The 13,309-nt window shown below is 57.1% G+C and carries 16 protein-coding genes; 9 read left to right on the top strand and 7 right to left on the bottom strand.

Translation table 11 applies throughout. The annotated features are described in order from the left end of the window. Window positions 1–32: 32 nt before the first annotated feature. Together mliC and anmK are read right to left on the bottom strand one after the other, a co-directional pair. A complete protein-coding gene (gene mliC / locus L2I46_RS02250; RefSeq protein WP_032428867.1) occupies window positions 33–356 on the bottom strand; it encodes a C-type lysozyme inhibitor in 324 nt (107 codons plus the stop codon). A gap of 92 nt (window positions 357–448) precedes the next feature. Next, window positions 449–1,573: an anhydro-N-acetylmuramic acid kinase gene (gene anmK / locus L2I46_RS02245; RefSeq protein WP_023289931.1), complete on the bottom strand. Its 1,125-nt coding sequence runs from the start codon at window positions 1,571–1,573 to the stop codon at window positions 449–451. Between the two features lie 268 nt (window positions 1,574–1,841). Between anmK and slyB the strand changes: the two genes are divergently transcribed. Then, window positions 1,842–2,309, top strand: coding sequence for an outer membrane lipoprotein SlyB (gene slyB, locus L2I46_RS02240; RefSeq protein ID WP_002907749.1), 468 nt, complete (start codon window positions 1,842–1,844; stop codon window positions 2,307–2,309). A 224-nt stretch (window positions 2,310–2,533) separates the two neighbouring features. Further along, window positions 2,534–3,895 (top strand): sensor domain-containing diguanylate cyclase, encoded by a 1,362-nt coding sequence (locus L2I46_RS02235; protein WP_236947514.1) that lies wholly within the window; start codon window positions 2,534–2,536, stop codon window positions 3,893–3,895. A 34-nt stretch (window positions 3,896–3,929) separates the two neighbouring features. Here the strand turns inward: L2I46_RS02235 and slyA are convergent, their stop codons facing one another. Continuing rightward, window positions 3,930–4,370 carry a transcriptional regulator SlyA gene (gene slyA / locus L2I46_RS02230; RefSeq protein WP_004143833.1) on the bottom strand — a complete coding sequence of 147 codons (441 nt, stop codon included), beginning with the start codon at window positions 4,368–4,370 and terminating at the stop codon, window positions 3,930–3,932. 172 nt (window positions 4,371–4,542) lie between these two features. On the opposite strand from slyA, the gene L2I46_RS02225 reads away from it, so the two are divergent. From L2I46_RS02225 to L2I46_RS02215, 3 genes are read left to right on the top strand one after another with little or no spacing between them, the layout of a single operon-like run. Next, window positions 4,543–4,779, top strand: coding sequence for a DUF1656 domain-containing protein (locus tag L2I46_RS02225; protein WP_032453115.1), 237 nt, complete (start codon window positions 4,543–4,545; stop codon window positions 4,777–4,779). Between the two features lie 10 nt (window positions 4,780–4,789). Further along, window positions 4,790–5,686, top strand: a complete 897-nt coding sequence (locus tag L2I46_RS02220; RefSeq protein ID WP_023289935.1) for an efflux RND transporter periplasmic adaptor subunit — start codon at window positions 4,790–4,792, stop codon at window positions 5,684–5,686. Continuing rightward, window positions 5,686–7,710, top strand: coding sequence for an FUSC family protein (locus tag L2I46_RS02215; protein ID WP_085551043.1), 2,025 nt, complete (start codon window positions 5,686–5,688; stop codon window positions 7,708–7,710). Before L2I46_RS02220 ends, L2I46_RS02215 begins: the two co-directional genes overlap by 1 nt. On the opposite strand, the gene sodC is transcribed toward L2I46_RS02215, so the two are convergent. From sodC to L2I46_RS02200, 3 genes are all read right to left on the bottom strand, one after another. Next, window positions 7,703–8,224, bottom strand: coding sequence for a superoxide dismutase [Cu-Zn] SodC (sodC, locus tag L2I46_RS02210; protein WP_023289937.1), 522 nt, complete (start codon window positions 8,222–8,224; stop codon window positions 7,703–7,705). The two genes, L2I46_RS02215 and sodC, sit on opposite strands and share 8 nt — an antisense overlap. A 69-nt stretch (window positions 8,225–8,293) precedes the next feature. Then, window positions 8,294–9,190: an aldo/keto reductase gene (locus L2I46_RS02205; protein ID WP_023318436.1), complete on the bottom strand. Its 897-nt coding sequence runs from the start codon at window positions 9,188–9,190 to the stop codon at window positions 8,294–8,296. 48 nt (window positions 9,191–9,238) lie between these two features. After that, window positions 9,239–9,481, bottom strand: a complete 243-nt coding sequence (locus L2I46_RS02200; protein ID WP_017901094.1) for a DUF1289 domain-containing protein — start codon at window positions 9,479–9,481, stop codon at window positions 9,239–9,241. Between the two features lie 139 nt (window positions 9,482–9,620). Between L2I46_RS02200 and L2I46_RS02195 the strand changes: the two genes are divergently transcribed. From L2I46_RS02195 to rnt, 4 genes are all read left to right on the top strand, one after another. After that, the gene (locus tag L2I46_RS02195) at window positions 9,621–10,220 is read left to right on the top strand and encodes a TetR/AcrR family transcriptional regulator (protein ID WP_032428869.1); all 600 of its coding nucleotides are present in this window, start codon (window positions 9,621–9,623) and stop codon (window positions 10,218–10,220) included. 53 nt (window positions 10,221–10,273) lie between these two features. Beyond that, a complete protein-coding gene (locus tag L2I46_RS02190; RefSeq protein ID WP_044523573.1) occupies window positions 10,274–11,371 on the top strand; it encodes an alkene reductase in 1,098 nt (365 codons plus the stop codon). 78 nt (window positions 11,372–11,449) lie between these two features. Beyond that, window positions 11,450–11,857, top strand: a complete 408-nt coding sequence (gene gloA / locus L2I46_RS02185; protein ID WP_032453119.1) for a lactoylglutathione lyase — start codon at window positions 11,450–11,452, stop codon at window positions 11,855–11,857. 136 nt (window positions 11,858–11,993) lie between these two features. Beyond that, window positions 11,994–12,641: a ribonuclease T gene (rnt, locus tag L2I46_RS02180; RefSeq protein WP_004202881.1), complete on the top strand. Its 648-nt coding sequence runs from the start codon at window positions 11,994–11,996 to the stop codon at window positions 12,639–12,641. Window positions 12,642–12,688: 47 nt separating this feature from the next. Here the strand turns inward: rnt and L2I46_RS02175 are convergent, their stop codons facing one another. Continuing rightward, window positions 12,689–13,036, bottom strand: a complete 348-nt coding sequence (locus tag L2I46_RS02175) for a Grx4 family monothiol glutaredoxin (RefSeq protein WP_002907768.1) — start codon at window positions 13,034–13,036, stop codon at window positions 12,689–12,691. Between the last annotated feature and the right edge of the window lie 273 nt (window positions 13,037–13,309).

Below are 13,309 nucleotides of genomic sequence, written 5' to 3'. Positions count from 1 at the left end.
TGGCGTTATTGTGCGCCCCCCGGACAGAAATCTCAACGTTTGGCGGTCTGCAGCTGGCAGTTATCGAGGACAATGCGGTCGCGCTTATAGACGGTGGCGGTATCGCCTTTCGACCAGAAGACATAGACGCCGTCGGTGTAGCGCGCGCCGGAAGCCGACAGCCCCTCTGACAGATTCAGCTGCTGATTGTCATAGATAAAACTAACCTGCTGGCGTTGGTTATTGCGATGGACCGTCAACGGTTTCTGGTCGCATTGATACTCCAGCGTGTCCGTCTGCATCCGCTCGACAAACTGGTTGTAGTAGCTACAGCCCGCCAGCATAAAAGGTACAACTGCGATAAGAATTTTTTTCATTCGTTTGCCTTCGACTTTCCCGGTCACGGAGGGCACTCCGCCCTCCGCTTAACTTGTCCAGTTTACCGGTCGCGTCGTCTTTAAGATTTCAGTTAACTCCGATTCTGCGGCGGGTTAGCAGGGAAAATGGCGCCCAGCACCGTGGCTTCGCTGGCGCCGGTCACGGAGGGCAGATTACCCGGCAGGCCGGCGATCGTGCGCCAGGCCAGCCAGGCAAAGGCCAGCGCTTCCATATCATCGCCGCTGATCCCCGCCTCATCGGTGGTGGAGACTTCGGTTCCTGGCAGCAGGGCCGCCAGGCGCGCCATTAACAATGGGTTACGCGCGCCGCCGCCGCACACTAACAAACGCTCGCAGCCGCCGCTTAACAATACCTGCTCGCTGATGGTCACGGCGGTTAATTCCGCGAGCGTTGCCTGCACATCCTGCCCGCGCAGCCCCGGATAACGAGCCAGATGCTGCTCCAGCCAGCCGTAATTGAAATATTCCCGACCGGTGCTTTTCGGCGCCGGCAGGGCAAACCATGGATCGCTCAGCATATCCTGCAGCAGCGGCAGGAGCACTTTGCCTTCGCTGGCCCATTGGGCGTCCTTATCGTACGGTTTGCCCTGCTGGCGCCAGATCCAGGCGTCCAGCAACATATTTCCCGGTCCGGTATCATAGCCCCGCACCGGCTGGCCCGGCACCAGCAGCGATACATTAGCGATCCCGCCGATATTGAGCACCATCCGCCGCTCAACGGGGTGCGCCAGCAGCGCATGATGGAATGCCGGCACCAGCGGCGCCCCTTGCCCGCCAAGCGCCATATCCCGGCGACGAAAATCCCCCACCACGGTGACGCCGGTGTGGGCGGCGATCTGGTTGTTATCGCCAATTTGCATCGTATGCGGCGCGTCGCCCTGGGGTTCATGCCATACGGTCTGTCCATGGCAGCCGATGGCAATAACGTCGGTGGGTTTGAGCTTTTCCTGACGCATCAGCGCCAGCACGGCATCGGCAAACAGCCGCCCCAGTCGGGTGTCCAGACGACCTAGCTGTGAAAGGGTCAATGACTGGCCCTGGCAAATCGCCAGAATCTCTTCTTTTATCGCGTGTGGGATGGGCCAGGTGAGACTGGCCTGCTGCGCCACCATGTTTTCATTGATGGCAGCCAAAACGACATCGATACCATCAAGGCTGGTACCAGACATAACGCCAATAAAGCGACCCGATCTCATACGTTGTTCCTTCATTCCATGACCCTTGTATATCCTTCACTCCACCATAAAGTGTCCGCTAATGCTATGTTGTAATAATACTTTTTAACAATAGAGCGACAATTCAGAGAACATCGTAAAGAACCGGCGTTTAGTTATGGTTGAAGCACCATTAATTATTATTTTTTGTATAGTCCGGAGAGAAGCTATGCCCGCCGACGACTAAATGCCATATAATTAACCGCATGGACGTTCAATTGAACACCTTCGGTGAACAGGAGATTCATAAATGATTTTACGTGTTTTGGCTGTATCGATGATTGGTTTCACGCTCGCAGGCTGCGTGAGCAGCAGCGGCCTGTCCGGCGATGTGTATTCCGCATCTGAAGCCAAACAGGTGCAGAGCGTGACATACGGTACCATCGTGCATACCCGCGCCGTACAGATCCAGAGCGGCGACGACAGCAATGCCATCGGGGCGATTGGCGGTGCGGTGCTGGGTGGGTTCCTCGGGAACACCATTGGCGGCGGTACCGGACGCTCTCTGGCCACAGCGGCAGGTGCGGTCGCGGGCGGCGTAGCCGGTCAGGGCGTGCAGGGTGCGATGAATAAAACCCAGGGCGTAGAACTGGAAATCCGTAAGGATGACGGCAATACCATTATGGTGGTGCAGAAACAGGGCAGCACCCCGTTCTCCGTGGGTCAGCGCGTGGCGATTGCCGGCAGCGGCAGCCAGGTCACCGTCTCTCCTCGATAATCCCTCTGACGATGCGGCCAGTTATGCCGCATCGTATTTTTCCTCTGCATTTATTACACCCTAATAGCTTCGCATTAGCATTCAGACATCTTAATTTTTGAATTGCATTAATCATTGCGCCTGCGCAATATTTTATCAGTCATCCCCGACTACTCTTCTGCACATTACTCTTTTTATGTCGACGCAATATCGTTGCCCTTGCTTTTCCCTGTGGAATATTGTCTATGCCCAAACACATGAATCATATCGTTAAACGTCTTATCGTTTATATTTGTATTTGTTTACTGGCCGGGGTCGGCATGACCGGGTTGACGGACTTTTTTCACACCAGATTCAACAGCACTTCATCTACACTATTTCCTATGCTGACCAGTTTTCTGATGGTGTTTCATATCACTATTGCCTGTTTTATGGGCATGAAATACTGGAGCAGCAAGCGTCGCCTGTATCTGACCCCTGTCGCTTTCGGCTTTGCCTGTTCGGCGTTGCTGATGCTGGGCACGCTCAGCAGCTATCCGGACTGGCTCAGCTGCAATCCCTCGCCGGTGGTGAAACAAAATGACGCCGTCATATATTATTTCTTTCGCAATATAATGATGGCTATCTTATTCATGTCATCAATTATTTTGTATTACTTCCGCCGGCGCATCATGCATTCCTGGAAAGCCCATGTAATGACTTTCGCGGCATGTATTGTTCTTGTATTAACCATTATTTATTTATCATGGCTGTACTCCAGCCACTCGCCGAAGCTGAGCATCAATTTTATCGACGACCTGAATCATACTTTCACCCCGCTGTGGCAAAGTATTATCAGCTGGCTGCTGATGGCAGTCTGGTTTATCACGCTAATATTAATAATTTGCTTGAGCAAACTGCGCAATATTTTCTGGTATAGCGGCGCTTTTTTTTGTAGCGCATATTTGTTCACCCTCTTCCGGCTGCTCTCTACCGTTGGGGAACTCGATCAGGCCTGGTATCAGGCGCGTTTTTTTGAAACGCTGTGCACCCTGTTCCTGATCCTGGTGCTGCTGGTCGACGTCTTTATCCTCTATCGGGAGTCTAACCACAAGTATGTCAACTCCTACCAGAATTCGATCCGCGACCCGCTGACCCGCCTCTATAACCGCAGCTTCTTCTATGACACCCTAAACCAGCAACTGGCGAAGGTGAAGGCCCAGCATCCGCTGTCGGTGATTATCAGCGACCTCGACCATTTCAAACGCATCAACGATAACTACGGCCACATCGCCGGCGACAAGGTGATCCAATTTGCCGCCTCGGTGCTGGACAGCCATTCGCGCAAGGATGATGTCGCCGCCCGCATCGGCGGTGAGGAGTTTGCCCTGCTGCTGGTCAACACCTCAGAGAACGAGGCGCAGGCGATCGCCGAGCGCATCCGTCTGGCGGTCAGCGCCGAGCAGACCGCTCTGCCAGAGCGGATGACCATCAGCATGGGGGTGTATACCACCCATGACAGAAGTGTGACGGCGGAGGAGTGCGTCCAGCGTGCGGACGAAGCCATGTATGAAGCAAAAAACAGCGGACGTAATCGGGTGGTGATCTGGCGACGCCAGGGTGGGTAAAAAAAGGCCCGGGATAACCCGGGCCGCAAAAGGATTAATCTTTTGCCTGGAGATCGAGGATATTTTGTTCAAGTTTACGAATTAAGTGGAGCAACGTCTCCACTTCCTGCTTCGAGACCCCCGAGAGGATTTCATCGCGGGTCTTGCCTATCACCTCTTCCATCTCATTGATCAGCGGTTCGGCTTTTTCAGTCAACTTGATGCGTTTGGCCCGCCGATCGCTTGCGCAGGTCTGGCGAGAAATAAGCCCTTTCTCCTCCAGCTGATCGAGCGTACGCACCAGCGACGGTTGTTCAATACCGATGGCTTTCGCCAGCTGGATCTGCGACTGCTCAGGCGGCAGCTGGTGGATGTTATGCAGCGTGACCCAGTGGGTCTGCGTTAACTCCAGAGGTTTCAGGCGATGGTCGATTAGCGCGCGCCAGACGCGAACTAAACGTGCCAGATCAGAACCAAGTGGCGATTCCAATTTCATCTCCTTATAATTAGCTTGCTAAGTTATTATACTGATTTTAGAATAGTGTGCAGCATTTGAATAATCAAAACAAATGAATTACTTGATTCAACAAAAACCAAAACAATGATTTACACTGTTAAAGAGTAGCACGTCCTGAGGTTATCCCTGTTATGGCAAAGGATTTTTGCTTGTGAAACTAAGTCTTAATTCATCCGGATTGCCGCTGCAGGACCTGATGTTCGGCGCATCCGTCTATTTCCCTCCGTTGTTCAAAGCCGTCTTGCTGGGCTTCTTTATCTGGCTGTTTTTACATCGCCAGCTGCGTGACTGGATGTATGCGGGCGACATCTGGCATCCCCTGCTGATGGATCTCTCCCTGTTCGCGCTCGCGGTCTGTCTGGCCCTGCTGTTATTGATTGCCTGGTGATCTACCTGCTATGAAAAAATTAAAATATTTGTCAACGCTGTTGGTGGCGGCCATCGCACTGGTTGCCGCGTGGTTGTTATGGAATTTCTACACTCAGTCCCCCTGGACCCGCGACGGGAAAGTGCGCGCCGAGCAGGTCGGGATCACCCCTCAGGTCTCCGGCAGTATTCTGCAGCTTAACGTGGCCGATAACCAGCGAGTCAAGGCCGGTGAAGTCTTGTTTACCATCGACGACACCCCCTACCGCATTGCGGTGCTGAACGCCCAGGCTCAGCTGGCGAAAGCGCAAGCTGAAGTGGCGAAAGCGCAGGCGGAGCAAAGCAAAGCCGCCAGCGAGGCCCGCCGTCGCAGAAACCTGTCGCAGAATGCCATCTCGGCTGAAGACCTTGAAAACGCCAATACCGCCCTGAATACCGCCACCACCACCCTGGCGGCCGCCAGAGCGGGAGTCGGTGTCACCGAGGCGGCGCTAAAGCATGCGCAGTGGCAGCTCAGCCAGACGGTAGTCAAAGCGCCGGTGGACGGCTGGGTGACTAACCTCTCCACCCGGGTCGGCGATTACGCCACCACCGGCCATCCGGTTTTTGCCCTGGTGGACAGCCATTCGTTCTATGTGCTGGGCTACTTTGAAGAGACCAAACTGCGCCATATTCGCATCGGCGATCCGGCGCAAATCATTCTCTACAGCAATCAGCAGACGCTGCAGGGGCATGTCGCCAGCATCGGTCGCGCGATTGTCGACCAGAGCGTGGAACAGGGAACCGGGCTGGTGGCCAATATCAAACCGAATATCCCCTGGGTCCGCCTCGCCCAGCGCGTCCCGGTGCGGATTGCCTTTGATAGCTTGCCGGCCGATGTCACTCTGGTCTCCGGCACCACCTGCACCGTCTCGATCGGCGGACAGTGATGAATCTGCAGACCCTGTCATGGCGCACGCTGCCCTGGGTTAAAGCCACCCGACCGCAGTGGCGATACGCGCTGCGTAACGGCATCGCCATGTGTCTTGCGCTGAGCATCGCCTATGCGCTGGATCTGGATGAGCCCTACTGGGCGATGACCTCCGCGGCGGTGGTCAGCTTTCCCACCGTCGGCGGGGTGATCAGTAAAAGTTTCGGCCGCATTGCCGGCAGCCTGCTCGGCGCCTGCGCCGCCCTGCTGCTGGCGGGCCATACGCTCAACGATCCCTGGCTGTTCCTGTTCAGTATCTCCGGCTGGCTGGCGCTCTGCACCTGGGCCTGCGCCCTGTTCACCAACAACGTGGCCTACGCCTTTCAGCTGGCGGGCTATACCTGCGCCATCATCGCCTTTCCGGTGATTAATATCAGCGACAGCTACGAGCTATGGGTGATTGCCCAGTCGCGCGTCTGCGAAGTCATCGTCGGGATCCTGTGCGGCGGGTTGATGATGATGATCCTGCCCAGCACCTCCGATGGCAGCAACCTGCTGACGGCTCTGAAAACCATGCACGCCCGCCTGCTGGAGCACGCCAGTCTGCTGTGGGTACCGGAAACGACGGATGCTATCCGCACCGCCCATGAAAGCGTAATTGGCCAGATCCTGACCATGAACCTGCTGCGCATCCAGGCCTTCTGGAGCCACTACCGCTTCCGTCGGCAGAATCCCCTGCTGAACTACCTGCTGCACCAACAGCTCCGAATGACCAGCGTCATTTCCAGCCTGCGGCGTATGCTGCTGAACTGGCCTGACGCCCCGGCCAATACCCGCCAGGTGCTGGAGTCGTTGCTTGCGGAGCTCGCCACCGCCAATGCTGACAGCTATCACGTCGCCCGCATTCTGGCGCCGCTGGCGCCGCCGCCGGGCGCGGATTACCGCCACCTCGCCTTCTGGGCGCGGTTACGCTATTTCTGTCGCATTTATCTGGAAAGCAGCCGCTGGATCCGCCGGGTTGAAAATGCCTCAGCGATCGCCGAGTTCAATGTTCCTTCCGCACCCGCGCTGACCCGCCACACGGACCAGGCGGAAGCCCTGCTCAATGGCATTCGTACCTTTTGCGCCCTGGTGGCGATAGGCGCGTGGGGGATCAGTACCCAGTGGACCAGCTGCGCGGCGGCCCTGACCCTGGCCTCCATCTGCTGCGTACTCTACTCGGTGTCGGCCTCGCCGTTTCGCTCGCTGACCCTGCTGATGCAGACCCTGGTCCTGCTGTCGCTGTTCAGTTTTGTGGTGAAATTTGGCCTGATGGTGCAGATCACCGACCTGTGGCAGTTCCTGCTGTTTCTGTTCCCGTTGCTGACCACCATGCAGTTACTCAAGCTGCAGTGGCCAAAATTTGCCGGCCTGTGGGGGCAGCTTATCGTCTTTATGGGCTCGTTTATCTCCGTCACCAACCCACCGGTGTACGACTATGCGGCCTTTTTCAATGACAATTTAAGCAAGATTGTCGGCGTGGGCTTTGCGTGGCTGGCTTTTGCGGTGCTCAGTCCCGGCTCGGACGCCCGCAAAGGGCGACGGCACATCAGAGCGTTACGGCGTCACTTTGTCGATCAGCTCAGCCGCCGCCCCCAGCACAGCGAGCACGAATTTGAATCGCTGGTATATCACCACGTCAGCCAGCTCAGTCAGAGCCAGGATGCGCTGGCCCGCCGCTGGCTACTGCGCTGGGGGGTGGTCTTGCTGAACTGCTCCCACGTGGTCTGGCAGCTTCGTGAGTGGGAAACCCGCTCCGATCCGCTCGCCCAGGTGCGCGATCTGTGTATCAACCTGCTGCGCGATGTCATGAGCGAGCGCGGCGTGCAGCAGCGGCCGCTGGCCACCACGCTGCAGGAGCTGCTGCGGATCTGCGAGGTTCTGAACCACCATCATCAGCCGGCGGCCCGGGAGCTGGCCGCCGCGATCTGGCGACTGTATTGCGCGCTATCGCAGCTGGAACAGGCTCCGGTCGCCGGAACGATTGGCGAAAAGATTACTTAATCACCCCGCAGGCAAACCGTTCGCCGCCGCCGCCCAGCGGCTGCGGACTGTCGGCCATATTATCGCCGCCGACATGAACCATCAGCGCTTTGCCTTTCACTTCCGCCAGCGTTTTCAGACGCGGAGCGATAATCGGCTGGTCAGCCACGCCCGCGTCGTTGACCACCAGCAGGGGCAAATCGCCAAGATGTCCGGTGCCCAGCGGCCCTTCATGTTTACCGGTATGTTGCGGATCGTAATGTCCGCCCGCCGCTCCGGCGGCCACGGCTTTGCCCTCTTTCATCGCCGGCTGGCAGCTGCCTTCAGCATGGATATGAAAGCCGTGCTTGCCCGGCGGTAACGCTCGCAGATCGGGAGCAAATTCGAGTCCGCGGTCGGTTTCGGTGATTTTTACACTGCCGATGGATTGACCAACGCCCTGGCTGGTCACGAGATTAAGTTGCACATCTTCACTGACGGCCTGCGCGCCAGCGCAAAATGCGAGGGAAAGGATAGCGAGAATACATCGTTGCATAACACCTCCGGATGGCTGTCTCCCTGTTAAGTGTAAACCAGGAACAGGTTTCCGGAGGCGAAATGCCGGTTATGGCACGTCGTAACCAAGCGCGGCTTTGCGGATACGGAACCACTGCTGGCGGGTCATACTCAGCTTTTCAGCCACAATCGCCGAGCGCACGCGCTCAATTTTGCCCGAGCCGATAATCGGCAGCGGTTGCGATGGCAGGCGCAGCACCCAGGCATAAACCACCTGCTCGATGCTGTCGGCGTTAAGCTCGTGGGCCACCTGGGCCAGCTCGTCGCGCAGCGGCTGAAAGCCCTCTTCATTAAACAGGCGGCCGCCGCCGAGGCAGGACCAGGCCATCGGGCGAATACGCAGCTGCTGCAGCTGATCGAGGGTGCCGTCGAGCAGCAACGGCTGATGCACCGGCGAGATCTCCACCTGGTTGGTAGCAAGCGTAAACGGCAGGCGCGACTGCAGAAGGGTGAACTGGGCAGGGGTAAAGTTCGAGACGCCGAAATGACGTACTTTGCCGCTGTGATGCAGCGCGAGGAAGGCTTCAGCCACCTCGTCGGCGTCCATCAGCGGATCCGGCCGGTGGATCAGCAGCAGATCGAGATGGTCCGTCGCCAGATTACGCAGCGATTGCTCAGCGCTGAGCACGATGTGGTCCCGGTCGGTAATGTAGTGACCGATGGTGTTTTCAGCGCGCGCCCGGGTGGCAATGCCGCATTTGCTGACAATTTCCATTCGGCTACGCAGATGCGGCGCCAGCTTCAGGGCTTCACCAAAGGCGGATTCGCACTGGTAATCGCCATAGATATCGGCGTGATCGACGGTGGTAATACCTAAATCGAGATGCTGTTCGATAAAGCCGACCAGCTCGCCTGGCGACATTTTCCAGTCCATCAGACGCCAGTAGCCCATCACAAAACGCGAAAATTCCGGCCCCTGGGGAGCCATAGCAATACGCTGAACCATAACCGCTTCCTCAATAAAAAAGTGCTCTGAGTATACGTAATTTTTGGCTTAAAACAGTGAGGGTTGCTGCGGTTCTTCCGCCGCCTCTGGCCTGTTTGCGCGGATTTTGCGCAGCAGGCGTTGACGGCACAGACGCAATACCTCCTGTTTCTGCGCATCGCTCATCGTTTGCCAGTTAAAGCGTTCCTCACGGCTACGGAAACAGCCGCGACAGTAGCCGCGCTCATCGGTCTGACAAATTCCCCGGCACGGGCTCTGCACCGGGAAAAATTCTAACTGCTCTGCCACCACACGCCTCCTGTCCCCTCATCTCCTTTCATTGAAGACGTTTCCCCGCGCTGACGCAAATTTTGTTCACTACGTGCTGCGCCAGCTAACATTTTTGCGCCGGGTCTTGCATTAGACCAATCGGTCTACTACAGTGTGCCCCATGAACAGACACAGCGATTGCGATACCCGAGAACATATTCTGGCCACCGGCGAGCGGCTTTGCATGCATCGCGGCTTTACCGGCATGGGCTTGAGCGAACTCCTGAAGACGGCGGAAGTGCCCAAGGGCTCTTTCTATCATTACTTTCGCTCTAAAGAAGCCTTCGGCGTCGCCTTGCTGGAAAACCATTTCGCCGGATATCTGCAGCGCCTGGTCGAGCATTTCGCCCATGGCGACGGCAACTATCGCGATCGGCTGCTGGCCTACTATCAGCACACGCTGAATCAGTTTTACCAGCAGGGAATTATTAGCGGGTGTCTTACCGTCAAGCTGTCGGCAGAGGTCTGCGATCTGTCGGAAGACATGCGCACCGCCATGAACCACGGCGCCAGCCAGATCATCGCCCTGCTGGGCGACGCGCTGGAGAAAGGACGTCAGGAAGGCAGTCTGACATTTGACGGCGAGGCCATGACCCTGTCGCAGGTGCTCTATTCCCTGTGGCTCGGCGCCAACCTGCAGGCCAAAATAACGCGTAGCGCAACGCCGCTGGAGAGCGCCCTTGCCCACGCGAAACAGATTATTGCGGCGCCTGCTGTTTAACAGGCGTTTTTATTTCATCAGTTCCTAGACGACCGGTCTACTCAGGAGTCATTATGTCGGAATCAAAATTATTCACCCCGTTGAAAGTCGGTGCCGTCACCGTCCCTAATCGCGTATTTATGGCTCCACTGACGCGTCTGCGCAGCATCGAGCCGGGCGATATCCCTACCCCGCTGATGGGCGAATATTACCGTCAGCGCGCCAGCTCCGGGCTGATCATCAGCGAAGCGACGCAGATTTCCGCCCAGGCCAAAGGCTATGCCGGCGCGCCAGGGCTGCACAGCCCGGAGCAGATTGCCGCCTGGCAGAAAATCACCGCCGGCGTTCACGCGGAAAACGGCCATATCGCCGTGCAGCTGTGGCATACCGGGCGAATTTCCCATAGCAGCCTGCAGCCCGGCGGCGCCGCCCCGGTAGCGCCATCTGCGCTGAGCGCCGGCACCCGCACCTCGCTGCGCGACGAAAACGGCCACGCCATCCGCGCCGATACCTCGATGCCTCGCGCTCTGGAAACCGAAGAGATCCCGGGGATCGTCGATGATTTCCGTCAGGCGGTGGGCAATGCCCGTGACGCCGGTTTCGATCTGGTTGAACTGCACTCGGCTCACGGCTATCTGCTGCACCAGTTCCTCTCGCCGTCGGCAAACCAGCGTACCGACCAGTATGGCGGCAGCGTGGAAAACCGCGCCCGTCTGGTGCTGGAGGTGGTTGACGCCGTGAGCAAAGAGTGGAGCGCCGACCGGATTGGCATCCGCGTGTCGCCGATTGGCAGCTTCCAGAATGTGGATAATGGCCCGAACGAAGAAGAAGACGCGCTGTATCTGATTAGCGAGCTGGCGAAACGCGGTATCGCCTATCTGCACATGTCCGAGCCGGACTGGGCGGGCGGCAAGCCGTACAGCGAAGCCTTCCGTCAGAAAGTTCGCGACCGCTTCCCGGGCGTGATCATTGGCGCTGGCGCCTACACCGTTGAAAAAGCCAACGACCTGATCAGCAAAGGGCTGATTGATGCCGTGGCCTTTGGCCGCGATTACATCGCCAACCCGGATCTGGTTGCCCGCCTGCAGAAAAAAGCGGCGCTCAACCCGCAGCGCCCGGAGTCCTTCTACGGCGGCGGCGCGGAAGGCTACACCGATTATCCTACGCTGTAATCCCTCCATTGATAGCGGCGACGTATCGCCGCTATACTCAAGGCTCTGATCTATCAAATAAACTGCATAGGGGACATTATGCGCTTACTCCACACCATGCTGCGCGTTGGCGACCTGCAACGTTCTATCGACTTCTATACCAATGTGTTGGGCATGAAGCTGCTGCGCACCAGCGAAAACCCGGAGTACAAATACTCCCTCGCCTTCGTCGGCTACGGCGAAGAGAGCGATACCGCGGTGATCGAACTGACCTACAACTGGGGCGTGGACAGCTATGAGCTGGGCACCGCCTACGGTCACATCGCGCTGAGCGTCGACAACGCCGCCGAAGCCTGCGAGCGGATCCGCCAGAACGGGGGCAACGTTACCCGCGAAGCCGGGCCGGTAAAAGGCGGCAGCACCGTTATCGCCTTCGTGGAAGATCCTGACGGTTACAAAATCGAGCTGATTGAAGAGAAAGACGCCGGCAAAGGGCTGGGCAACTAACCCCCCCGACCATAGCGACTTCATTATCCTCGTTCGCCCGGGCGCTGCGGCGCCCGTTGTTTTCACCCCTGCCTGCTGCAAGCCGTGGCAAAATTTGCCATAATGCGCGCTACTTTTTTCCAGCTAAGAGAATCTGATGTCCGAGAACGCTCAACTGAATGGTCTGTGCGACCGTTTCCGCGGTTTTTATCCAGTGGTGATTGATGTTGAAACCGCAGGATTTAATGCCAAAACCGACGCCCTGCTGGAGATCGCCGCCATTACGTTGAAGATGGATGAGCAAGGCTGGCTGATGCCCGATGAAACGCTGCATTTCCATGTTGAACCTTTCGAGGGCGCCAATCTTCAGCCCGAAGCGCTGGCCTTTAACGGGATTAACCCGCACGATCCAGAGCGCGGCGCCGTTAGCGAATACGACGCTCTGCATGCCATCTTCAAAATGGTACGCAAAGGGATGAAAGAGAGCGACTGCAGTCGGGCTATCATGGTGGCGCACAACGCCACATTTGACCACAGCTTCACCATGACCGCCGCCGAACGGGCGGGGCTAAAACGCAACCCGTTCCATCCGTTTGTCACCTTCGACACCGCCGCGCTGAGCGGGCTGGCTTTGGGCCAGACGGTGTTGTCGAAAGCCTGTATTGCCGCGGGTATGCCGTTCGACGGCGCGCAGGCCCACTCCGCCCTCTACGATACCGAGCAGACGGCACAGCTGTTTTGCGAGATAGTGAACCGCTGGAAGCGTCTGGGCGGTTGGCCGCTGCCGGTGGCGACGCCGGAGTGATAAAAAAAGCGACTTCCAGGAAGTCGCTTTTTTACTGACCGCGGGAATTATTCCGCTTTCGGCTCGTCAGTGTGGTATTTCGCCGCTGTCTCTTTGATCAGCTGCTGCAGTTCACCGCGCTGGTACATCTCGATGACGATATCGCAGCCGCCCACCAGTTCACCGTCCACCCACAGCTGCGGGAAGGTCGGCCAGTTGGCATATTTTGGCAGCTCGGCGCGGATATCCGGGTTCTGCAGGATATCAACGTAAGCAAAACGTTCGCCACAGGCGGACAGCGCCTGAACGGCCTGAGCGGAGAAACCGCAGCTTGGCAGCTTCGGCGAACCTTTCATGTACAGCAGGATCGGGTTTTCAGCGATTTGGCGTTGGATCTTTTCTAAAGTCGAGCTCATTGTCGTGCTTCCTTAAACTTCTTTCTACGGCAGTAACTTGTCATTGTAGCGTCCCGAGGGCAGGACCGATAATAACATTTTTTTCACTATTCATATTTTATCTTCTGTTGCGCGAAGTTGCCTTAAAAATATCATTTTGCCGTCGCGGGCAGGCGCGCGTTGCGCATTTTCTGTGCGAGGCGGTCAATGTCTGACGCGTTTTCTTGCAATCGTTAACCAATCGACATTTTTGATACAAAAGAATATTAACTTTCCGGGTTTTTATGCTTTAGA

It is taken from the genome of Klebsiella sp. 2019SCSN059, from assembly GCF_021739525.1.
In the GTDB taxonomy this organism is placed as follows: domain Bacteria; phylum Pseudomonadota; class Gammaproteobacteria; order Enterobacterales; family Enterobacteriaceae; genus Klebsiella; species Klebsiella quasipneumoniae.
This window is presented reverse-complemented; position numbering and strand designations above follow the sequence as displayed.